The organism is Corynebacterium sp. p3-SID1194 (genome assembly GCF_025144155.1).
Taxonomy (GTDB): Bacteria; Actinomycetota; Actinomycetes; order Mycobacteriales; family Mycobacteriaceae; genus Corynebacterium.
This window is the reverse complement of the sequence record NZ_JALXWY010000002.1, coordinates 71,284-92,806: the sequence shown is the minus strand read 5'-3', so window position 1 is coordinate 92,806 and position 21,523 is coordinate 71,284. Positions and strand designations below refer to the sequence as shown.

Here is a 21,523-nt window from a genome sequence, read left to right as displayed (position 1 = left end):
ACTATGGCTATTCGTAAGTACAAGCCGACAACCCCGGGTCGCCGCAACAGCTCCGTTTCCGAGTTCGACGAGATTACTCGTTCGACCCCGGAAAAGTCCCTGGTGCGACCGCTCCCGAAGACCGGTGGCCGTAACTCCCACGGTCACATCACTACCCGTCACCGCGGTGGCGGCCACAAGCGCCAGTGGCGCGTGATCGACTTCCGCCGCTCCGACAAGGACGGCGTCCCGGCAAAGGTCGCTCACATCGAGTACGACCCGAACCGCACCGCCAACATCGCGCTGCTGCACTACGCAGACGGCGAGAAGCGCTACATCATCGCACCGAAGGGCCTGACCCAGGGTACGGTCATCGAGGCTGGCGCCAACGCCGACATCAAGGTCGGCAACAACCTGCCGCTGCGCAACATCCCGACCGGTACGACCATCCACGCTGTGGAGCTCAAGCCGGGCGCAGGTGCGAAGCTGGCTCGTTCCGCTGGCGCGTCCATTCAGCTGCTCGGTAAGGAAGGCTCCTACGCAGTTCTGCGTATGCCGTCCTCCGAGATCCGCCGCGTGGACATCCGCTGCCGCGCGACCGTCGGTGAGGTCGGTAACGCTGACCAGATCAACATCCGTTGGGGCAAGGCCGGCCGTATGCGCTGGAAGGGCTGGAGGCCCACAGTCCGCGGTGTTGTCATGAACCCGGTCGACCACCCGCACGGTGGTGGCGAGGGCAAGACCTCCGGTGGTCGCCACCCGGTTTCCCCGTGGGGCCAGAAGGAAGGTCGCACCCGCAACCCGAACCGTTATTCCAACAACATGATCGTGCGTCGCCGCCGCCCGAACAAGAAGCGCTAAGAGGAGGTAAATTCACATGCCACGCAGCCTGAAGAAAGGCCCGTTCGTCGACGAACACCTCCTCAACAAGGTGGACGCACAGAACGAGGCTGGCACCAAGCAGGTCATCAAGACCTGGTCCCGCCGTTCGACCATTCTCCCCGATTTCATCGGCCACACCTTCGCCGTCCACGACGGCCGCAAGCACGTGCCGGTGTTCATCGACGAGTCCATGGTCGGCCACAAGCTCGGTGAGTTCGCACCGACCAAGACCTTCAAGGGTCACGTCAAGGAAGAGAAGGGGCGTCGATAAGCGATGAGTGAAACGATCACTTCCGCACACGCAACCGCGAAGTACGTGCGCACTTCCCAGATGAAGGCGAACCGTGTTCTCGACCTCGTCCGCGGCAAGTCCGTGTCCGAGGCCCTGGCGATCCTGAAGTACGCGCCGCAGTCCGTGTCCACCCAGGTGGCCAAGGTCGTCGCGTCCGCTGCTGCGAACGCCGAGAACAACTTCGGTCTTGACCCGCGCACGCTGGTCATCTCCGAGGCATACGCCAACGAAGGTCCAACGATGCGCCGCTACCAGCCGCGCGCCCAGGGCCGCGCCTTCCAGATCCGTAAGCGCACCTGCCACATCACCGTGGTAGTCGAGAGCCAGAAGGAGGCTTAAACAATGGGTCAGAAAATCCACCCGCACGGCCTCCGGCTGGGCATCACTTCTAACTGGAAGTCCCACTGGTACGCCGACAAGTCCTACGCGGATTACGTCTCCGAGGACATCAAGATCCGCGAGTACCTGAACAAGAACCTGCAGCGCGCCGGCATCGCTGACATCGTCATCGAGCGCACCCGCGACCGCGTCCGCGTGGACATCCACACGGCACGTCCGGGCATCGTGATCGGCCGCCGCGGTGCTGAGGCTGACCGCATCCGCCGCGAGCTGGAGAAGCTCACCGGCAAGATGGTCGCCCTCAACATCCTCGAGGTCAAAAACGTCGACGCCAACGCCGCTCTGGTCGCCCAGAACGTGGCTGAGCAGCTGGTCAACCGTGTGGCTTTCCGCCGCGCGATGCGCAAGGCTATCCAGTCCGCTATGCGCCAGCCGCAGGTCAAGGGCATCAAGATTCAGTGCTCCGGCCGTCTCGGCGGCGCTGAGATGTCCCGCGTTGAGCGTTACCACGAGGGCCGCGTCCCGCTCCACACCCTGCGTGCGGAGATCGACTACGGCCTGGCTGAGGCAGAGACCACCTTCGGCAACATCGGTGTCAAGGTGTGGATCTACAAGGGCGACGTCGTTGGTGGCGTGCGTGAGTCCGAGCTGAACGCTCCGGGCAATGAGCGCCGCGGCCGCGGTGACCGCCGTCCCCGCCGCGGTGGCCAGCGCCGCCAGCGCGCAGAGCAGAAGAAGGAGGGCTAAGACACATGCTTATCCCGAAGCGCGTTAAGTACCGTCGCCAGCACCGTCCGGGTCGTACCGGTGTGTCCAAGGGCGGCAACACCATTAACTTCGGTGATTTCGGCCTGCAGGCTCTCGAGCCGGCCTACATCACCAACCGCCAGATCGAGGCAGCTCGTATTGCCATCAACCGTCACGTCAAGCGTGGCGGCAAGGTCTGGATCAACATCTTCCCGGATCGTCCGTTGACCCAGAAGCCGCTCGGCGTGCGTATGGGTTCCGGTAAGGGCCCGGTGGAGAAGTGGGTGGCCAACGTCAAGCCTGGCCGCATCCTGTTCGAAATGTCCTACCCGAACGAGGCTGTCGCTCAGGAAGCTCTGCGCCGCGCTGGCGCTAAGCTGCCGTGCAAGACTCGTATCATCTCGAAGGAGGACCAGTTCTAATGGCTACTGGAACCCCTGCACACGAGTTCCGTGAGCTCAATGATGCTGAGCTGAATGACCGCCTGAGCGCCGCCAAGGAAGAGCTGTTCAACCTGCGCTTCCAGCTGGCGACCGGTCAGCTGACCAACAACCGTCGTATCCCGGCGGTCAAGCGTGACATCGCACGTATCTACACGGTGCTGCGTGAGCGTGAGCTTGGCCTGTCCACCGTCCCTGGTGAAGGAGCTAACTAATGTCTGAAACGAACAAGGGCCTGCAGAAGCGCCGCCGCGGCTACGTGGTCTCCGACAAGATGGATAAGACCATCGTTGTCGAGATCGAGGACCGCAAGTCCCACGCGCTGTACGGCAAGATCGTCCGTAACACCAGCCGCGTGAAGGCACACGACGAGGAGAACACCGCCGGCATCGGCGACCTCGTCCGCATCGAGGAGACGCGTCCGCTGTCCAAGGACAAGCACTTCCGTCTCGTTGAGGTCATCGAGAAGGCACGCTAAAGCGCTTATCGACGACCACCCCACGCCCGCCCCCAATCCACCCGCTGGATTCGGGGGCGGGCGTTTGCTGTGCTGCATTAAAGTGACCCGTATGGTGCGCAGAATTCTCCTTGGTGTGTTCGGTGCTCTCGCTTTGCTGCTCGGGGCGTGTGCGGACCCCGTGAAAGACGAGGTGGCTGCGTTGTCGGTCTGGGCCGAGTCGGATCCGGTGATGCGGGAACTGACGTTCACGCGCGTGGTTGCGGGCGGGTTCGAGTCCTCGGTTGTCTCGGTCGGGGGAGAGCTCAACGTCGACAGCGTGCCTGCCTACATTGATGCCCTGGTGGCTTTGCGCGGCAAGGAGAAGGAGGCCACTAAGGGCGCGATCACAGAGTTTACCTCCCACGTCTCCGCGGATATCGGCGGGACGACCTTCAGCTGGGAAGGACCGTTCCCGGAGGAGGCTTTCGGGGCGGAATCGGCGGAGATGCTGGCTCCCTTCGCCGCGCCGGCTGTGGAGAAAGTCGAGGTGACGGCATCGGGGAGCGACGGGGGATTCGCGGGGAGGGTGTACAGGGAGGCGTCGATAAGCGACGGCGAAGCGCGCGACTTCCGTGACGCGGCGTACGAGCAACTCGGTGCGGACGGACGGAGCTTCACGTTGAGCGGTTTTCCGCCCGTGGGGAGGCTGCTCCTCGACTCGGAATCCGCGACGCACGCTGAGCTGCTCGCGCACATCGACCGTGTCGCTGCGGCAAGCAGGATGCGCCTTGACGCCGTCGACAACCACGGCCGCAATTCCGTCTGGGATTTCTACACAGAAGAACCTTTCGACGATGCTGGCGTGCGCGCTGTCGTCGAACTGCTCGCCTCGCCTGTCGACGGCAAAACCGCCACCCTCATCATTCGCGGCCCCGACGGCAAACTCGGCACGGCCTACGCGGGGCGGCCCCGTGACACGCAGCCCGCCGGCAACGAGCCCTGGAGCGCGCAACTGCAAGCCATCGCCGCATCGTAGCGGAAGTTTCGCCGCTAAAATCGCGCCTGTGAAAAAGAAGGACAAGATCGGGCTCGGCGCGGTGGTCGCGACCTACTCCTTCGTGTTCCTCGCCGCGTTTCTCTACGGCCCCGCCGGCGAGCCGCACCGATCCAACATGAAAAGCCTGGATGAATGGGCTGCCGAAGATCCCGTGATGAAAGACCTCACCTTCTCCTACGTCGGAAGCGAGACGGAGGAATTCACCCGGGCGGAAGTCAGCGGGACCCTCAATGTCGGAAGCGTGCCCGAATTCTTCGCTGCTTTGGTCGCCCTCGAGGGCAAGGGGCCGGAGCCGGGTCGTGCGACGAAGCTGACCGCTGCTGGCGTGTCGGCGGACATCGACGGGACGACGTTCACCTGGTCCGGCGAGCTCCCCGAGGCGGAGAAAGCCGCTGACGCGGAAGAGCTGTACGCGCCGTTCGCTGCGCCCGAGGTGAAGAAACTGAAACTGCACGCGCCCCACCGGATAGAAATCGACGCGGAGGTGACCCGGAATATGTCCGTCAGCGACGATGATGCCCGCGCCTTCCGGGACGAGGCGTACAGCCATGTGCAGAAGTACCCCGACGCGTCCTTCGTGCTGATGGGCTTTCCTCTGGCCAAACCGGCCCAGGAACGCGGTACGACAGGCGTGCCGGGCGGTGAAGGCGAACAATTCTTATTGCCGCGCCTTCAGCTTGTCTCCGAATACACCACCTACGCCGAACTGGTGGAACAAGCCGAACATGTGGACGCCGCCTCCGACATGTTCCTCACAAGCGTGAACAACGCTGAAGGCCCTGACAGCGAGTGGACCTTCTACACCGAGGGCGAATTCGACGAGGAAGGCTTGCGCGCGATCAAAGAGATCCTGACCGAACCCGTCGACGGGAAACGCGTGTGGGTGCGAATCGAAGGCCCCGACGGACTCCTCGGAACAGTGGAAGTGGGAAAGCCGCAGGCGAGGCCGGAATCCTACGAGAAAGATCCGTGGGAAGAGCGCATGCAGGAAGTGCTGGGCCCGTAAACGCCGGGTGACGCCTCGCATCGGCCGTTGAACTCAGGCGGTATGGTGCGGTCGCATTGCGCAGCAAGGAGATCGAGGTGCAAGACGGTGCGATCAACAGCCGTGGAATGAGCAGCTGCATGCGGTGATTTCCCAGTAGGATGGCTCTCATGAAGGCGAAGAACCAGGTGAACACCATCGTGTTGTTGGTGACCGTTGCGATCCTCTTCGCCTTCGCCGCCGCCTACCCATCTAACAAAGACGAAAAACTCTCCGAGACCCAGCGCCTGGAGAGATTCGTCGCAGACGACCCAGTGATGAAGGACCTCACGTTCGATCGCGATACAGGCAGGTCGGGGTACCCTCAGCGAATCAGCGTTGACGGCGTCCTTCACGTCGAAAGCGTGCCGCAGTTTATCGATGTTTTAGAAACCCTCCGCAAGAAGGAGCGGAACCGAGAGCAGGCAATTGACCTAACGTCCACCGAAGGCATCACTGCGGATATTGGAGGAACGTCACTGGTCTGGCGCGGAAGAATGCTGGATCGGAAAGACGCGCGCAGAAACGAGAAACTGATCGAACCGTTGGTGGCGCCGGGCGTTGCAGAAATTAAAGCCACCCTATATGAGGAGGACATAGGGCTAAAACTGGTAGCTAAGCGTGGTTCGACCCTCTCTGACAGCGAAGCTCGCGCCTTCCGCGACAAAGCCTATGAGAACTTCGCTGCGGACAGTGACGCACGACTCGAATTATGCGGTTTCCCCCTCATGCACTCCACGGAGTTTGTCGAGCAACAGGACTGCGCGCCGCCACTCCTCGCCCTCAACCCTGAGGATGGGACCTACCAGGAGCTTATTGAGCGCGCCAACCGCATAGATGTTGCGACCGATATGTCCCTCACCTTCGTGAGCGGCACCAGAGAACACCGCGAGGAAGAATACAGCGTGTGGGGCTTCTACACCGAAGGCGAATTCGATGAAGAAGGTCTGCGCGCCGTCAAGGAGATCCTGTCCGAAACTCCCGAAAAGAGGCCCACTCTAATCGTCATCCGTGGCCCCGAGGGGGCCCTCGGTGGTGTTTACATGGGGAAGCCTCCGTCGGAGTCAGCGTCCTATGCCGAGTGCCCGTGGCAGGAACGCATGCTGCAAGTTTTAAACGGGTAACCTGCTCAAAGCAGTGCGTCTGCTTTCGCCGTTAAAATCCGGCGTTATGGCGAGGAAACCTTTTTCCATCATTGTTTCGGTGCTGCTCGGCGTATGCGCACTGTTGCTTGGCGGCTGCATGAGAATCGACAAGCAGGTCAACGCCGTCGCTGAGTGGGCGGACCAGGACCCGGTGTTTTCGGGCCTCACCGTGCAGCAGAACAATGAAGGCGTTCCCACGACGCAGGTGAAACTCAGAGGGGAACTCAACGTTGACGACGTCGACCAGCTTTTCGAGGCATTGACAGCACTCCACGCTAAGCAAAAGGAGATGAAACGCAAAGGTGTGGCGTCTTTCAGCCTCGCACTGAAAGCCCAGATAGGAGCGACGCGGTTCTTCTGGGACGGGCAGCTCCCAGAGCCAGCCACGCAGGCGGAGCAGCAGAAAGCCTACGAACTGCTTGCCGACGCCGCCATCGGGAGCGTCCACATCTTGGCAGGCAGTTCTAGCACCCGTGTGACCGTGGATCCGTCGGAAAGCGCGGACGACAGCCGCACGATCCAGATCCGCGACAGTTTGTACCGGACGCTCGATGCCACGGACACAGGCATTGCGACCAGGTTCAACGGCACGCCGCTCAGACCGGGCGGCGCACCGGTGTCGTTGGAGCTCGGAGCGTTTCAGGTGCCGTACACAGAGGCACTGGCCTTCGTGAAGCGTGTCGACGCAGCGGTGCCCGAGATGCGCGTAGAGCAGGTCGCAGGCGACACCAAATGGCGGTTCTACACCGAGTCGCAGTACGACGAGGCGGACCTGCGCGCGCTGAAAAAGATCCTCTCCGAGCCGGAGGCAGGAGAAGAGAGCCCGTCGGTGATCATCGATGGGCCGGAGGGTCGGCTGGGGTGGGTGTACGTCAATAAGCCGCTGGCTGAGCAGCCGGACGATCCCTCCGAATGGAGCCCACGCATGCAGGAACTTTTCGCTTCGGACGCCTGATGTGTGATGTGCGTTACTCTTGAGGCAGGGAAGCCAGTGAAAGGAGATACGCACACCATGAAGAAGATTGTCAGTCGTTTGAGCGCAGCCGTGATCGCCGCTGCCGTAGTGGTCGCTCCGGTGAGCGCCCCGGTGGCCGCCGCATCAGTGATGGAGACCAAGCTGACCCCGCCGCCGCCCGGCACCGAGTTCCCGTACTGGGACGAAGCCCAGTTCACGCAGTGGGCGGAGACGCCGGTGGTTCGCCCGGGCGACGAGGCGTTTAGCGACCCGTACGGCCGCGGGCTGAAAGTCCTCGGCCACACCGAGGCGGATACGGCGGTGTGCGCGTACAGCAAGCCGGGGCGCGGCGCCTGCTTCGTCAACGGTGAGCAGGCTGTGGACATGGGGAACGAGGTCTACTCCTTCGATGACCGGGTGTCTGCGTTCGCCCCGCTGACGCGCCCGGTGCTGAATTTCTACGGTGCGGCGAAGGCACGCCTGTCGTCGCAACGCTACTAGGAGCCGGCGGCGAGAGCGATGCGTTCGCTGAAGCGGGCGTAGTCGTCGCGGATCGCGCCGAGGGGTTCCACGACGGCGGATTGCGAGGTCGCGGCGACTTCTTTTCGTAGCGCCGCGCGCGTTCGTCGTTTGACGCCGCTGCCGATGACTCCGCCGAAGACGGCGGTCACCAGCCCGATCACGAGGCCCATCAATAGCCCGGCCATGATGAGCAGCGTCGGGATCGGCCAGCCTTCGACGTCAGGGACAAGGTCGCCGCCGAGTAGCGGTGTCAGCGCTCCGGGCACGAATGCGACGAGCAGGTACCACAGCACGCCGACGAGCGCGGCAAGCAGCGCCAACCATTGGACGACGGTGAGCAGGGTCCAGCCTTTCGACGGTTCGGCCGGCAGTCGTGTGCGGGCGACTGCGCGGTCGAGCTCGGCGGGAAGTGTCTCGGCGACCTCGTCGGCGCGATCGGAGACGGCGGAGGCCCATTGCGGGGGCAGGTCGTCTGCGACGGAGGCGGCGTAGTCGCGCACGCCGCGGTTGGCCACGGCTTTGGAGGCGGCGGAGAGCTCCGGCAGCGAGGAGCGGTGCACGCCCACGGTGTCGGCGTCTTCGCGCAGGCCCATGCGTTTGAGGGGGTCGGGGCGGAAGCGGGTCACCCAGGAAGTGAGCAGCCAGCCGGTGCGTTCGTGGAGGCGTTTGCGGTATGCGGCGGCGGTCGAGTTGGCGACGCGGTCGGCACCGGCGGCCTGGGCGAGCACAGAATCCAAGTCTCGCTTTGCTCGCTTATCGACGTCTCCTGCTTTCTCCCTGGCAGCGTATTCCCCCGTCACAGAGGCGATGTCGGCTTCGATGCGCGCAGACTGTGCGCTGTGGGCGGCGGCGACGCGGGTGATGGCGGAGCGGAGGTCGTCGATACCCGTTTGCGTGTAGGTAGAGGTGGGCACGACGCTCACGTTGGTGAGGCCGTCTTCGCGCAGCAGCTGCGCGTAGGACTGGGAGACGGTGGGGACGTCGGTCTCTGCCAGGAGGTCTGCCTTGTTCAACACCGCGAGCGTGACTGCCGAGTGGTTGGCGTGGGGGCGGATGAACTGGTCGTGAATGACGCTGTCGGCGTATTTCTCCGGGTCAGACACCCAGACCAGTACGTCGACCTGGCCGGCGAGGCGCTCCGCGATGGCGCGGTTGGATGCCTCCACCGAGTCGAAATCGGGAAGATCAAGCAGGATTAGGGGGCCGGCCTTGGGAGCGAATTCGCCCGAGCGGACGCGGCGGTCCTCGACGCCGAGCCAATCGAGGAGCTCCTCGGATCCTTCCGGTTCCCAGATCGCCGCGAGTGGCGAGGAGGTGGTGGGGCGACGCGCCGCTGCCTTGCCGAGGTCCTCGCCCACGACAGCGTTGAACAGGGAAGTCTTGCCGGAACCGGTCGCACCGAAGAAGCCGACGACGGTGTGCTCCGCAGACAGGGCGCGGCGTTCGGCACCTGCGCGGGCAATCTTTTCCAGGCGCTCGCGCTGAGCGGGGGAGAGGTAGGGCGCGCCGATCTCGGCGGCTTCGTCGAGAGCTGTGAGACGTTCCCCGAGGGAGGCGCTCTTCCGCTTAAACAGAGCCATCGTCGCCTCCCCGGAAACCGCCGCGCAGCTGGGCGAACAAGTCGCGGAGCGGGCCACTCGAGGCGCTCTCTTCGAGGCTGGATGCCGAGCTCGGTCGAGTTTCCTCGACCGCCTGGGTCGGCTTCGGGGTGCCGGCGAGCTCCGGGAAGCGCTCAGCGACAGCTGCGCGGGCAGCGTTGGTGGCCGTGGTGAGATCATCGGCGGTGGTGCCCTCGAGGAGGGGGTCGGTGACCGGGTAGTAGCGCTCGCGTTCGCGCTGGAGGAGCTCGCGCAGACGCTCATTCAAGTCGTTGCGGGCATCGGTGGCCATGCGGCGGACGGTGTCCTCGCCGAAGATCGTCTCCAGCAATTTCTGGCCGAGCACAGCGGAACCGCCGGCAATAGCGACTTCGCCGCCCGTGATACCGGCGGTGGAGGCGAAGACGACGAGCATGAGCGCCACGGTCAAGACATTGAGGCCGAAAGACATGACGCGGGCGCGCTGGCGTTTGGCGCCGGCGGTGTCCTGGATGCGGTCGAGAAGCGCGCCTTGCCATTCGCGGACAAGGGCAGCGGCGCGCTCGTCGATATCCGAGGAGGAACGGGCGAGGGATGGGTCGGCAGCAGCGCGCAAGTCTGGGGCGACGGCACCGATGTGCGACCACGAACGTGCGGCGGCGGTGTCTGCGGCATCGACGATCACGGCGTGGAGACCGGACTCGAGCTCAGTCTCCACCTCGCGCAGGGGAGCGGGCTCGCCGGTGAAGAAGCTTCCCACCTTGTCCATCGTCTGGGAGAACCAGCGCTCGAAACCGCGGGAAATATCCGACGTGCCCACGACATCCTGCCAACGGTCCATGACTTCGGAGCGCAGCATCTTGCCGTCGGAGGTCGCATCGATCACATGCGTGTGGGCGGCGGAATACTGCTCACTGATCGCGCTATCCAATTGGGAGGCGAAGGCTTCTTGGCGAGAGCGGGCGTCGATAAGCTTCTCTGCTTTCTCGATGGCTCCCGTGGCGGCCCCTGCGACCGTTTTGCCTGCGACTGCGCGGCGCGCGGCGGAATCCTCCGCGAGGTCAGTGAGATAGGAACGAAGCTCGGCGACCAAGGTGTCCTGCAGGAATTCCTCGCCGCCGAGGCCGGGGACGAACGGGACCGTGAAAACCGTCGCTCCGTGCAGGCCCGCCTCGTCCATCATGCGGCGCAGATCATCGGGGACAGTCTCTGCAGATGACTCGTCGAGGCGGTTGAGCACCACCAGGACCTCGATCCCGCGGCTGGCGGCGTCGTGCAGGAAATTCCACACCAGCTGGTCGGCATAGCGCGCCGGGGTAGTGACGAAGACCCAGAGATCCGCTGCGGCCAGCAGCTGAGAAGCGAGGGCGCGGTTGCGGTCGTCGATGGAGTCGAAATCGGGGGCATCGAGAAGCGCGAGCCCTTCCGGGATGCTGCCCGTGGGCACGATGCGCAGCGTCGTCGACTGCTCGTCGCCCGCGCCGTGAGAACGCGCGAGCCCCGGCAGGACCTGCGGCGAATTGAACCAGTCCGCGTCCGCCGGATTGGCCACCAGCACCGGCTGACGCGTCGTCGGGCGGATCACGCCCGGATTGGACACTCGCTCACGCAGCACCGCGTTCACGAGCGTGGACTTGCCGGAACCGGTCGAACCACCGATCACCGCCAACAACGGAGCATCGAGATTGGCGAGGCGCGGCAGAACATAATCGTCGAGCTGGTTGACGACAGCGCGGGCATCAGCTTCCACGCCGCCATCGCTCAAACGCGTGCCGGCGACAGCGTCCCGAACGCCACGCACGGCATCGAGCATGTCAAGGTTAGGGGTGTTCACCTAAGCCATTCTGGCAGACAGCTCGATGCCGTGCGGATTACGGAGTGAAAGGAAGAACTAGTCGCGGTAGTTGGTGCGCGTGCGGTTGAGCCAGCCGTAAATGCCGCCCATGATCAGACCGCCGCCGACCAAGTTGCCCAGCCAGACGATCGTCCAGTTGCGCAGCACGTTGCCGACCGTGAAGCCCTCGATGGAGGACGGGTCGAACATGAAGCCGTTCAGCGTCGTCAGCACGAAGTTCGCAATCGAGTGCTCGTAGCCCATTGCGGCGAACGCCGGAATGATGATGGCCACGGCCCAAATCTTGGCGCTGTGATCCTTACCGGCCTGCGCCGTCAGGATGAAGCCGACGTTCACGACCATGTTGGCCAGGATGGCCTCGAAGAAGAGGGTCAGGCTGGGCTTCGCCAGCTTCGCCTCCCACAGGCTGGACAAGAACGGCATCGTCGTCTCGGCGTTCTGACCGGTGGTGGTCATGGAAATCAGCCACGAGACGATGATCGCGCCGACCAGGTTGAAAAACGTCACGAACAGGATGACCAGCAGGGCGCGCGGGATCTTCGTCATCTTATGGACGAGGCCGTACGTCATGAACATCATGTTGCCGGTGGCCAGCTCGGATTGGAGGACGACCATCATGTAGAGGGTCACTGCGAAGATCATCGCGAAGGGGTACTTGCCCCAACCCGGGGCGTACGATTCGGTCAAAGTTGCTGTTGCTGCGGCGAACGCAGTCATGATGCCCAACAAGACGCCGGCCATGATGGCGCGAAGGGCGAAGCGACCAGGTTCGCGGCCGAACAGGTCTAGCTTGTTCTGGATTGAAATTGGGGCCTTCTCACTGAAACTCACTCTTCCCAAGCTAAAGCATTCTCGGGTAGGTGGCTAACCGTGATTTTGGCCCCGAAGCTCTATCCGCGAACTAGTTGCGCGTGGCCTGATCGAAGAATTCGCGTTCGTAATAGCACGCGTACATGAACGCCTCGAGAGCGTCCGCGCGCTGCTTTTCGCTTGCGCCAGAGAGAGCCTTCTCCACCGAATTCAGGGCCATACGCACGGCATCTGTGAAATCTTCGCCCCCGTACATGGACAGCCACGCGTTGTACGGATGCTCAGGATGATTGTTTTCCGCGAGGTGCAAACCGACCTCCGCGTAGAGCCAAAAGCACGGCAACACTGCCGTGGCGCCGACAATATAATCCGAAAAAGCGGCCGTAGATGTGAGCATATTCACGTAGCCGAGGGTGACAGGAGAGGGGGGAGTGTCCGCCTCGATGTGGTGCTCAGAAATCCAGTTGCGGTGCAGTTCCGACTCCGCCTCGATCGCGACCGTCGCGGACTGCGACCACCACACCTGATCCTCCGCGTCCGGGGCCTTCGCACTCACCGTCGCCAGTGCGCGGGAGTATTCGCGGAGGTAATACGCATCCTGCACTTGGTAGAAGCTGAACTGCTCCTCCGGCAAAGTGCCGTCGCGCAGCGCGCGGATGAACGGCAACTCCAACGTCTCCGGCCACACCTTCTGCGCAGCCTTGTCCCACAGCTCGCGGGTAAACGGTCCGGCAGCAGGAATCTTGGGGTCGAGGGAGGGGGAGGATGGGGCGGTCCAGTCGTCGATAAGCTTCCATGGCTGCGTTGACCCTGCTGCGGCGAGGCGGCGCGAACGGTGGAAGTGGTCCACCGGCCCGTGACCCGTGCCGACGTTGAGGTCGTCCGCGTGCGCGATCGCCTCGTGGAGCCAACTCGACGTCCATGCGAGCGCGCCGTGAGGGTCGATCGCCATGCGCGTGGCGAAAGCCGACGACAACGAACAACCCGTGCCGTGCGTATTCTTCGTGTCCACGCGCGGCACATGCGCGACCTCGACCTCGCCAGCCGGCGTGACCAGCGCGTTCGATGCGTAACCCGCCTTGAGGTGTCCGCCCTTCACGAGGACCTTCACGCCCGCTGCCTTCGCGTATTCGCGGCCCTGCTCGAGCGCCTCATCGAATGTCTCCGCAGGCGTCGTGCCCGCCAGCACAGCAAGCTCCGGAATATTCGGCGTGACGACGCTCGCGTGATCCTTCACGAACTGCCTCATCGCCTCCTCCGCGTCCTCGGTGAGCAGGCGATCGCCGCTCGTGGCCACCATCACCGGGTCGACCACCACCGTCGGGACCGGGTGCGCTGCCAAGTAATCGGAGACCGTCTTCGTCGTCTCCACATCCCCCAGCATGCCGATCTTCACCGCGTCCACCTCGACGTCGTCGAAGACCGCGTCCAGCTGCTCCTTCAGGAAATCCTGCGGCGGCACATGAATGCTGCGCACCCCGTGCGTGTTCTGCGCCACCAGCGCCGTCACCACGCACATGCCGTAGCCGCCCGCCGCCGAGATCGACTTCAGATCCGCCTGGATTCCCGCCCCGCCCGTCGGGTCCGTGCCCGCGATGGACAGGATGTTCGGGATCGCGCTGCGCTGCGCGCCGCCATCAGAAGTGGACAAAGAAGCCATCAGACAATTCCTCCGCGAATGTTGGTTCGTTCAGGTTCGACGGGTGTGATCTCAGCTTCGTACCCGCCTCCGTTTCGCGCGGCTGCAGCTCTGGCGAACTGCGGCGTTGCGCGGCGGCGGGTGCGTGGCACCCCGTGTCTTGACCCGACATCGTACGCGAACGGGAGGTGGCGGGGGCTGAATTCGATCCAGCAGCAGAAGGGGAAGTGCAGAGCAAATGGAAAAGGCCCGCGGCTGCGGGAATTTGAGGTTCGCGCAGGCGGCGTGGTTTAATACCACAGTTGTCTATCGCTGGTCGCAGTTGACGCGCGTTTCCGAGTTGAGGCTGCGAGACCCTTCGGCGGTGACGGCACGTGAAGTGCTGGGCACTGTTCGTCGATAAGCGAAAAGGCACAAAAAGACATTGACCACGTGCGTGCAGGACGGAAATCTGGCGCACATTGATCCAGGTCAGGAGACCAACTGTGATTCAGAAAGAATCGCGTCTGAAGGTCGCCGACAACACTGGTGCACGCGAGATTCTGTGCATCCAGGTGCTCGGCGGTTCTGTTCGACGCTTCGCCGGTATCGGCGACACGATTGTCGCCACCGTGAAGGAAGCCGCCCCGGGCGGCAATGTGAAAGAGGGCGAGGTTGTCCGCGCCGTCATCGTTCGTGCGAAGAAGGAGACCCGTCGTCCGGACGGTTCCTACATCGCGTTCGACGAAAATGCAGCTGTTCTGATCAAGAACGACACTGAGCCCCGCGGCACCCGTATCTTCGGCCCGGTCGCTCGTGAGCTGCGCGATAAGAAGTTCATGAAGATCGTGTCTCTCGCACCGGAGGTGATCTAGTTGAAGATCAAGAAGGGCGATATGGTCCAGGTCATCGCTGGCAAGGACAAGGGCGCTCAGGGTCGCGTCATCGAGGCGTACCCGCAGCGTGACCGTGTCCTCGTCGAGGGCGTGAACCGTGTGAAGAAGCACGTTGCTAACTCTTACAATGAGCGCGGCGCTGAGTCCGGCGGCATTGTCACCCAGGAGGCCCCGATCCACGTGTCCAACGTGATGGTGGTCGATTCTGAGGGCACCCCGACCCGTGTGGGTTACCGCTTCGATGAGAACGGCAAGAAGGTCCGCGTTGCCAAGTCGAACGGGAAGGACATCTAATGACCGAGGCTAACTACACCCCGCGTCTGAAGACGCGTTACCAGGACGAGATTCGCGGCAAGCTGTCTGAGCAGTTCGGCTACGAGAACGTCATGCAGATCCCGGGTCTGACCAAGATTGTGGTCAACATGGGTGTCGGCGACGCTGCCCGCGATTCCAAGATGATCAACGGCGCGCTCGAGGACCTCACCGCGATCACCGGCCAGAAGCCGCAGCTGCGTCGCGCGAAGAAGTCCATCGCTAACTTCAAGCTCCGTGAGGGCATGCCGATCGGCGCGAAGGTCACCCTGCGCGGCGACCGTATGTGGGAGTTCTTGGATCGTCTGCTGACGGTCGCTCTTCCGCGTATTCGCGACTTCCGTGGTCTGTCGGACACCCAGTTCGACGGCAACGGCAACTACACGTTCGGCCTGTCCGAGCAGACGATGTTCTACGAGATCGACGTGGACAAGATCGACCGTCCGCGCGGTATGGACATCACCGTTGTCACGTCCGCTGTCAACGACGAGGAAGGCCGCGCGCTGCTGCGCCACTTCGGCTTCCCGTTCAAGGACAAGGACGGCAAGATGCAGCAGGCATAAGCGCTCGCTTGCATTGCTTATCGACGCCCCCTGGGCCCCGGTTGTTTTCAATCCGGGACGCAGGGGGTGTTTCGTCGTCCCTGGGGTAAGCCGATTCAGTTCAGGGCTCCCCGCAGCAATCGTTCCGTGATTTTTCTGAAGTCCTTAGGCGACGCTGCCGCGTGGGGGCCGATTCGGATGCAATCGCTTGGTGGAGTGCCGGATCAAGCTGCCTTCCCGCAGGGCAATATCGGGATCGATGCGGCGATTTTGCTGGCCGGTCTGCGTCGTGTTGCTCGGAGTCGCCTCGTTCAGTCTACGGCGTAGGACGCCATAGGAGGTCGACACTTCCGGCAGGTTTGCGTCGACTATTCCGTTAGTTTAGCGTCGACACTTCCGGCAGGTTTGTCTATTCTTGCAGTATGAAGACTTATCGTCCGCGGATTGTGGACCAGCTCTTGAACGCTTATCTGGAAGCTTCACCAGCGGTGCAGTTAGCGGGTGCCCGTGCCTCGGGAAAGACAACAACTGGCATGCAGGCCGCATGCTCAATCGCGCAGATTGACCGTATGGGAGTTGAGGCGGCTGAGATTGTTGCCCTCAATCCCTCCGCGCTTCTCGAAGGTGAGGCACCGCGCTTGTTGGATGAGTGGCAGCTTGCCCCGAGTTTGTGGGGTGCGGTTCGCCGAGCTGTCGATGAAGATCCCACTCCGGGGCGGTTTATACTTTCTGGCTCGGCCTGGCCCGACAGTGAAACAATCAAGCATCCCGGCGCCGGGAGAATTCTGAACTTAACGATGCGCCCGATGACACTCTACGAATCGGGTGATTCGCCCGGTAGTTTTTCCCTGCGCCGGCTTCTTGCGGGAGAAACTCCACTCGAGGGCGCGGCGTCGAGCACACATTCGATCTTGGATGTCTGTCGTCTCATCACGAGGGGCGGTTGGCCTTCCTGGGTTGACAGGGATGCGGATGTCGCTGAACTGCTGGTCGAAGGCTATTTGGATAATCTCGCCGAGAACGAATTCCCGTTTGTGGGAGGAACACGACGCTCGCCACAGCGGTTCCTGCATTTCGTCCGCGCATACGCGTCCTTAACAGCCCATCCATCTCCGTTGACCACAATCCAGGAACGGTTAGGAGAAGAAGGAATCGAGGTCGGGGAAAAATACGCGCCTCTTTTCCATGAATTCGCTGGCCGAATGTACCTTGTGGAGGACCAGCCCCCGTGGGCCCCGGCCCGACGCTCCAAGTCGCGTCTGAATGCCACACCGAAAAGACACTTAGTTGATCCATCGTTGGCGGCTGCGGCGATGGGTGCATCTCATAGTGCGCTCGCGAAAGATCCCCGCACACTGGGTTTTCTATTTGAATCCCTAGTGCTGCGTGACCTTCGCGTCTACAGCCAGCCTTTGCGCGGGACCGCTTTCCACTTCCGGAATAAGGACGGGACAGCGGAGATCGACATTGTGCTAGAACTTCGTGACGGAAGATGGGTCGGTGTCGAGGTCAAACTCACCCAAGAAGCAGCTATTGAAGCTGCGCCGCGTCTGCAACAGGTGGCCGAAAGTATTAAGCGTCCTCCCGAGGCGCTGCTGCTTGTCACTCCAACTGGTGTCGCGGCACAAGTCAGCGATCGGACGTGGATCGTGCCCATCGGCCTTTTTGGTCCATGATCCCGGCCGCTGATCGCAAGGTGCCCCAACCTACCGCGTCAGGGCTGCAGTTCACATTTTCCGGGCAGCGGCCCCCTGCCGCGCGCCGTCTCGGGGGAGGCGGGGTCAGGGGGTGTGAACGCGTCCGTCGAAAAGCTCTTAGTCGGTGAGCTCCGCCTGGGTCATGACATCGCGCAGGACCTTAGCGGAGTGAGCGAATTGCTCGGACTCGTGCTCGTCGAGGGAGAGCTCGACGATGTCCTGGATGCCGTTGCGGTTGATCACGGCCGGGGTGCCGATGTAGATGTCTTCTTCGTCGTACTGTCCCTCGAGCAGGGCGCTGATCGGCAGGACGACATCCTCGTTCTTGAGTACAGCGCGGGTGATGCGGGCGAGACCGCCACCAATGCCGTAGCTGGTGGAACCCTTCGCGCGGATGATGTCGTAGGCCGCGTCGCGGGTCTTGACGAAGATCTCCTCCATCTTGTTGGAGGTGTTCGGGTTGGTTATGGCCGGGCCTTGCCGTGGAACCAGAACGGGACCCAGACCACGTCGGACGGGGCAAGGCCCCAGTCCTTCACGGCAAGTGCGCGTACGGATTTGGTGAGGTTGCCTTCGCCGGAGACCCACACGGAACGCGGCGGTTGCCCTGCGTCGAAGTGTTCGCGCAGGACGGCCAGGGTGGCTTCGGTCTCGGCCGTTTTCGGTGCTTCTATGACGGTGAGGGAGGCGAGCTTTTCATGCCACTGTTCAGCCAGTCCGTCCTCGATTTCCTCTGGAGACGTGACGACGGCGACGGCGTGGGTCTGCGTGAGGGCCTGGGGTGCGTTGGCCTCCTGGTAGGCCAGGATATGGCGCAGGGCGGGCAGCGCCGAAGCATCGGCGACGAGTAGCTGTGAGGATGCGGGAGGCTTCCACAGGGCGGGGCACGTGAACATGCCGGCGGTGGCGCCTGGGCGCGCCTGGCGGATCCACCGGGAACCGGGGCCGGAATCGCCGTGGGTGACCACGTCGACGTCGATAAGCTTGCGTGCCCTGTCGAGACTGCGGATGGTGTACCAGCGGAGGTCGGGGCGTGTCTCCTCGGGGATTGCTGCCACGGCCGCGCGGATGTTGACGCCGCTGAAGCTGAAGGGGCGGAAGGGGTGGCCCGGCTTCGGCATGACTAAGCCGAAATACTCGTCGGGGCCGCTCAGGGGGTAGTCCGCGAAAGCCTCTCCGGTGAAGGTGAGGCGATGCAGACGTGGCTTGAGCTGCTCGTTGGAGACGAGGGTGACGGGGTGGAGGAGGTGTGTTGGCATGTGTCGTAGGGTGTCCTAAGTAAGGTGAGGCTTGCTTTATTGTACCTGTGGGGTCTACGGTACGACAGTCGACACAATTTGAACACATTTTTGTGCCCTAAATGGGCCCGGATGCTCCAAGGACCCCACTATGAATTTTCTGAAAAAGCGTGCCGCCAGCACCGTCGCCCTCGTGGCAACCGCCGCCGTCGCACTGACGGGCTGCTCGCGTGGCGAGGGTGAGCCCGAGCCCGCGGCGAACTCCGCCGAGATGCGCGTGGCCAGCCTCGGCCTCGGCGACGCTGATACGCTGCTCGCCCTCGGGATCACTCCTGTCGCCGTTGCCCCGTGGGGAGCGGAGGGAGACGTCGGCCCTTCCGGCGTCGGTCCGTGGTCTGAGCACTTGCTTGGCGATGCCGACCCCGTGGCCATCTATAACTCCGCTAGTGGCTTCACCGCCGATATTCTCGAGCAGGTCTCTGCGGTGGACCCCACCCATATTGTCGCCGTGAACCAGGCGGTCGATGTCGAGGCCCAGGAGTCACTGGAAAACATCGCGCCGACGACGCTAGCTCCTGAAGAGTTCGACGACTGGCAGGTCCCCTGGGAGGATCAGGTCACTGCGATTGCCGAGGGCGTCGGAAAGGGGTCTGAGGGCCAGGAGCTGGTCAAGCAGACGCAGCAGGTCTTCGATGATTTCCGCCGGGATCACCCTGAGGTGCAGGGCGCGCGTGCCGCCATCGTCATGCCGTACGACGGCAAGATTGGCCTCTACACGGCCGAGGACGGGCGAGGGCAGTTCATTGAGGACTTAGGCTTTGATATCCCGGATGAGCTGCAGGGCGACGGCTCGACTTTCTTCGTCGATTATGCGCCGGAGAATTACACCGAGCTCAATAACGTGGACTACCTGTTTGTCCTCGACTACAATGGCTTGGTCGACCAGATCAAAGATGACCCGACGTTCAAGAATCTCGATGTGGTGCGCGATGGGCGCGTGCGCTACCTCGACACCGATACCGGCAGCGCTATGAGCATGCCCAACCCGGTGACCATCCCGTGGGTCGCGGAGAGGTTCGAGGAACAGCTCTGAGAGCCCGATGAGCACAGCTAATATCCTGGTCCGCACCGCGGCAACACGACGAGCACTCATCACACTCGTTGCCGTTTCAGCCGTGGCGGTGGTGGCCTCATTGGCGCTTGGATCACGCGCGATCCCGCTAGGTGAGCTCGTCGGCGCGGCAAAAGGGCAAGGCAGCATCGACGTGCGCACCATCTTCTGGCAGCTACGCGTTCCGCGCACCCTGCTCGCCTACGCCGTCGGGGCGTGCTTGGCCGTTGCCGGCGTTTTGGCTCAGGCGTGGACACGCAATCCGCTGGCGGACCCCGGGTTCATCGGAGTCACCGCGGGCGCAGCGTTCGCGGTGGCCCTCGGTAGCGCCATAGGCACGGTGGTCGGCCTTGCCGGAGCCACCGTTCACGCTTTCGTTGGTGCGGCTGCCGCTTCCGCTCTGGTGCTCGTCGTGTCACGCCGCTCTGCTAGCCCGCTCACTCTGATTCTGGTGGGTATGGGAGTCGGCGCCTCCTTGAGCGCGGGTTCAGTCCTCATCGGACTGTTCGACACTGAGGTGCTCGACAGCATGAGGCACTGGGTGGTCGGCTCGACCATTGGACGCGGCTATGCCGATGCTGCTGTTGCGTGGGCCGGGCTCGCCGTCGGGATGCTGGTCGCTGTGTTAGCCGCACGTCCCCTGGACCTTTTGGCCATGGGGGAGGAGACGTCCCTCGCGCTGGGCGGCTCGCCCTGGCTGGCGCGGGTTTTCGCTGCACTCGGCGTGGTGATTCTCGCCGGTTGCGCCACCGCGACCGCCGGACCCGTCGCCTTCGTCGGCTTCGCGGCGCCACACATCATGCGTCGCGTCGTCGGCCCTCAGGTTAGCCGTCTCCTGCTGCCATCGGCCCTGTTCGGCGGAGCGCTGGTGCTGATTGCAGATGTCGTTGGGCGCCTGATCATGTGTCCCGGTGAGGTCGAGATGTCGATCGTCATGGCCGTGATTGGTGGGCCTGTGCTCATCGCGGCGGTGCGCCAGGGCTCGACGATGCAGAAGGCGGTGGCGTAGATGGACCGGATCGTAGAGATCCTGGGTGCGCAGCGGCGCGAGCGCAGGAGAAGGACGGCTGTCGCTGGAGCAGTGTTTGCCGCCGTGGCTGGAGCCGCCTACCTGGTCCTTCTCGGGCAGGGGGCGTTGGAGCTGAGCCCAGCGCGGGTGGTGGACGTGCTTACCGGAGGCGGCACCAACCGCGAGATCATGGCGGTGTGGGACCTGCGGATGCCCGTCGCCTTGGCGACACTCATCGTCGGGGCAGCGCTCGGAATGGCGGGGGCGTGGACGCAGTCGATGTCACGCAACATGCTGGCCTCCCCGGATATTTTGGGGGTGACCTCCGGTGCGGCGGCTTTCGTGGTGCTGGGCAGCATCACCTACCGCCCCTCCTTCGCGGACGAGATCCCCGTCTTCTGGTGGCGCGCGCTGCTCGCACTGGTGGGTGCGGCCGCCGTCGTCGTGGTGCTGGCGCTGATCGGGGGAATCGGGACAAGTGACAGGATCGTCATCGTCGGTGTCGCGCTGACCCTCATGCTGCATGCGGCGGTGAGTTACCTGCTGCTTCGTGCCGAGATCCTGCGCGCCGCCGAGGCGCAGACCTGGCTGGCTGGGTCCACTGAGTTTGTCCGCATGGATGCCATCCTCCCGCTGCTGGTGGGGCTTGCGCCCTTCGTCGCGCTCGGGGCGTGGTGTGGACGCGACCTGCCGATTTTGGCGCATGACGACGACTCGGCCGCGATGCTCGGTGTGAACATTACTGCGCAGCGCAAGGCGTTGCTCATCGCGGCCACGGGTGTATCGGCGGTGGTGGTCGCAGCTGCCGGGCCGATCGGCTTCGTCGCGCTTATCGCTCCGCACTTCGGTCGGCTCGTCGCCGGCACCCCGACTCCCTCGCCGCTGGTGGCGGGGGCTGCGGGGGCGGCGATCTTGGGGGTGTGCGCTGTGATCGGCGGTTTCATCCCGTCGACCGCGCCGGTGGGAGCTGTTTCCGCCGCTCTCGGAGGGGTCGTTCTGGTGGTGCTGGTGTGGAGCCGAGACCGCTAGCGCGAGGC

General features: G+C 63.4%; 24 protein-coding genes, 1 pseudogene and 1 riboswitch. Of the genes and pseudogenes, 19 read left to right on the top strand and 6 right to left on the bottom strand.

All coding sequences use genetic code 11. The annotated features are described in order from the left end of the window. The first annotated feature begins 3 nt into the window (after positions 1-3). From rplB to M3G19_RS02570, 12 genes are all read left to right on the top strand, one after another. Positions 4-840, top strand: a complete 837-nt coding sequence (gene rplB / locus M3G19_RS02625) for a 50S ribosomal protein L2 (RefSeq protein ID WP_259900309.1) — start codon at positions 4-6, stop codon at positions 838-840. A gap of 16 nt (positions 841-856) precedes the next feature. Beyond that, positions 857-1,132 carry a 30S ribosomal protein S19 gene (gene rpsS / locus M3G19_RS02620; protein WP_005286746.1) on the top strand — a complete coding sequence of 92 codons (276 nt, stop codon included), beginning with the start codon at positions 857-859 and terminating at the stop codon, positions 1,130-1,132. A gap of 3 nt (positions 1,133-1,135) precedes the next feature. Then, complete coding sequence (gene rplV, locus M3G19_RS02615; RefSeq protein WP_210574969.1) at positions 1,136-1,492, top strand: 50S ribosomal protein L22; 357 nt, start codon at positions 1,136-1,138, stop codon at positions 1,490-1,492. A gap of 3 nt (positions 1,493-1,495) precedes the next feature. Further along, positions 1,496-2,239 carry a 30S ribosomal protein S3 gene (rpsC, locus tag M3G19_RS02610; protein ID WP_259900308.1) on the top strand — a complete coding sequence of 248 codons (744 nt, stop codon included), beginning with the start codon at positions 1,496-1,498 and terminating at the stop codon, positions 2,237-2,239. A gap of 5 nt (positions 2,240-2,244) precedes the next feature. Continuing rightward, positions 2,245-2,661: a 50S ribosomal protein L16 gene (gene rplP / locus M3G19_RS02605; protein WP_259900307.1), complete on the top strand. Its 417-nt coding sequence runs from the start codon at positions 2,245-2,247 to the stop codon at positions 2,659-2,661. Continuing rightward, positions 2,661-2,894 carry a 50S ribosomal protein L29 gene (rpmC, locus tag M3G19_RS02600; RefSeq protein ID WP_210574975.1) on the top strand — a complete coding sequence of 78 codons (234 nt, stop codon included), beginning with the start codon at positions 2,661-2,663 and terminating at the stop codon, positions 2,892-2,894. Before rplP ends, rpmC begins: the two co-directional genes overlap by 1 nt. After that, positions 2,894-3,157, top strand: coding sequence for a 30S ribosomal protein S17 (gene rpsQ, locus M3G19_RS02595; RefSeq protein WP_210574978.1), 264 nt, complete (start codon positions 2,894-2,896; stop codon positions 3,155-3,157). The genes rpmC and rpsQ overlap by 1 nt, the downstream gene beginning before the upstream one ends. 91 nt (positions 3,158-3,248) lie before the next feature. After that, positions 3,249-4,154 carry a hypothetical protein gene (locus tag M3G19_RS02590; RefSeq protein ID WP_259900306.1) on the top strand — a complete coding sequence of 302 codons (906 nt, stop codon included), beginning with the start codon at positions 3,249-3,251 and terminating at the stop codon, positions 4,152-4,154. Between the two features lie 28 nt (positions 4,155-4,182). After that, positions 4,183-5,181, top strand: coding sequence for a hypothetical protein (locus M3G19_RS02585; RefSeq protein WP_259900305.1), 999 nt, complete (start codon positions 4,183-4,185; stop codon positions 5,179-5,181). Between the two features lie 149 nt (positions 5,182-5,330). Continuing rightward, the gene (locus M3G19_RS02580) at positions 5,331-6,323 is read left to right on the top strand and encodes a hypothetical protein (RefSeq protein WP_259900304.1); all 993 of its coding nucleotides are present in this window, start codon (positions 5,331-5,333) and stop codon (positions 6,321-6,323) included. A gap of 46 nt (positions 6,324-6,369) precedes the next feature. Continuing rightward, on the top strand, positions 6,370-7,299 hold the full coding sequence (locus M3G19_RS02575) for a hypothetical protein (protein ID WP_259900303.1): 930 nt from the start codon (positions 6,370-6,372) through the stop codon (positions 7,297-7,299). Positions 7,300-7,356: 57 nt separating this feature from the next. Then, positions 7,357-7,800 carry a hypothetical protein gene (locus M3G19_RS02570; RefSeq protein ID WP_259900302.1) on the top strand — a complete coding sequence of 148 codons (444 nt, stop codon included), beginning with the start codon at positions 7,357-7,359 and terminating at the stop codon, positions 7,798-7,800. Here the strand turns inward: M3G19_RS02570 and M3G19_RS02565 are convergent. From M3G19_RS02565 to M3G19_RS02550, 4 genes are all read right to left on the bottom strand, one after another. Beyond that, positions 7,797-9,401 carry a GTPase family protein gene (locus M3G19_RS02565; protein ID WP_259900301.1) on the bottom strand — a complete coding sequence of 535 codons (1,605 nt, stop codon included), beginning with the start codon at positions 9,399-9,401 and terminating at the stop codon, positions 7,797-7,799. The two genes, M3G19_RS02570 and M3G19_RS02565, sit on opposite strands and share 4 nt — an antisense overlap. Continuing rightward, the gene (locus M3G19_RS02560; RefSeq protein ID WP_311198330.1) at positions 9,388-11,232 is read right to left on the bottom strand and encodes a GTPase domain-containing protein; all 1,845 of its coding nucleotides are present in this window, start codon (positions 11,230-11,232) and stop codon (positions 9,388-9,390) included. Before M3G19_RS02560 ends, M3G19_RS02565 begins: the two co-directional genes overlap by 14 nt. 57 nt (positions 11,233-11,289) lie before the next feature. Further along, positions 11,290-12,084 (bottom strand): formate/nitrite transporter family protein, encoded by a 795-nt coding sequence (locus tag M3G19_RS02555; RefSeq protein WP_259900300.1) that lies wholly within the window; start codon positions 12,082-12,084, stop codon positions 11,290-11,292. Positions 12,085-12,154: 70 nt separating this feature from the next. Further along, entirely contained in the window at positions 12,155-13,723 is a 1,569-nt protein-coding gene (locus M3G19_RS02550; RefSeq protein WP_259900299.1) for a bifunctional hydroxymethylpyrimidine kinase/phosphomethylpyrimidine kinase, read from the bottom strand. Then, a riboswitch (TPP riboswitch) is annotated at positions 13,713-13,868 on the bottom strand. It overlaps the preceding gene by 11 nt. Positions 13,869-14,187: 319 nt before the next feature. Between M3G19_RS02550 and rplN the strand changes: the two genes are divergently transcribed. The 4 genes from rplN (at position 14,188) to M3G19_RS02530 (ending at position 17,107) form a co-directional block, all read left to right on the top strand. Next, the gene (gene rplN, locus M3G19_RS02545) at positions 14,188-14,556 is read left to right on the top strand and encodes a 50S ribosomal protein L14 (protein ID WP_210575002.1); all 369 of its coding nucleotides are present in this window, start codon (positions 14,188-14,190) and stop codon (positions 14,554-14,556) included. Then, entirely contained in the window at positions 14,557-14,871 is a 315-nt protein-coding gene (gene rplX / locus M3G19_RS02540) for a 50S ribosomal protein L24 (protein ID WP_210575004.1), read from the top strand. Then, positions 14,871-15,452, top strand: coding sequence for a 50S ribosomal protein L5 (gene rplE, locus M3G19_RS02535; RefSeq protein ID WP_210575006.1), 582 nt, complete (start codon positions 14,871-14,873; stop codon positions 15,450-15,452). Before rplX ends, rplE begins: the two co-directional genes overlap by 1 nt. 401 nt (positions 15,453-15,853) lie before the next feature. Next, positions 15,854-17,107, top strand: a complete 1,254-nt coding sequence (locus M3G19_RS02530; RefSeq protein ID WP_259900298.1) for an ATP-binding protein — start codon at positions 15,854-15,856, stop codon at positions 17,105-17,107. A gap of 138 nt (positions 17,108-17,245) precedes the next feature. On the opposite strand, the pseudogene ldh reads toward M3G19_RS02530, so the two are convergent. Then, positions 17,246-17,569 (bottom strand): annotated as a pseudogene (ldh, locus tag M3G19_RS02525) (L-lactate dehydrogenase); the annotation flags it as partial. A 23-nt stretch (positions 17,570-17,592) separates the two neighbouring features. After that, positions 17,593-18,387 (bottom strand): siderophore-interacting protein, encoded by a 795-nt coding sequence (locus M3G19_RS02520; protein ID WP_259900297.1) that lies wholly within the window; start codon positions 18,385-18,387, stop codon positions 17,593-17,595. 130 nt (positions 18,388-18,517) lie between these two features. On the opposite strand from M3G19_RS02520, the gene M3G19_RS02515 reads away from it, so the two are divergent. From M3G19_RS02515 to M3G19_RS02505, 3 genes are read left to right on the top strand one after another with little or no spacing between them, the layout of a single operon-like run. Continuing rightward, positions 18,518-19,459: an ABC transporter substrate-binding protein gene (locus tag M3G19_RS02515; protein ID WP_259900296.1), complete on the top strand. Its 942-nt coding sequence runs from the start codon at positions 18,518-18,520 to the stop codon at positions 19,457-19,459. A gap of 7 nt (positions 19,460-19,466) precedes the next feature. Further along, complete coding sequence (locus M3G19_RS02510) at positions 19,467-20,486, top strand: iron ABC transporter permease (RefSeq protein ID WP_259900295.1); 1,020 nt, start codon at positions 19,467-19,469, stop codon at positions 20,484-20,486. After that, positions 20,487-21,515: an iron chelate uptake ABC transporter family permease subunit gene (locus tag M3G19_RS02505; protein WP_259900294.1), complete on the top strand. Its 1,029-nt coding sequence runs from the start codon at positions 20,487-20,489 to the stop codon at positions 21,513-21,515. Positions 21,516-21,523 lie beyond the last annotated feature (8 nt).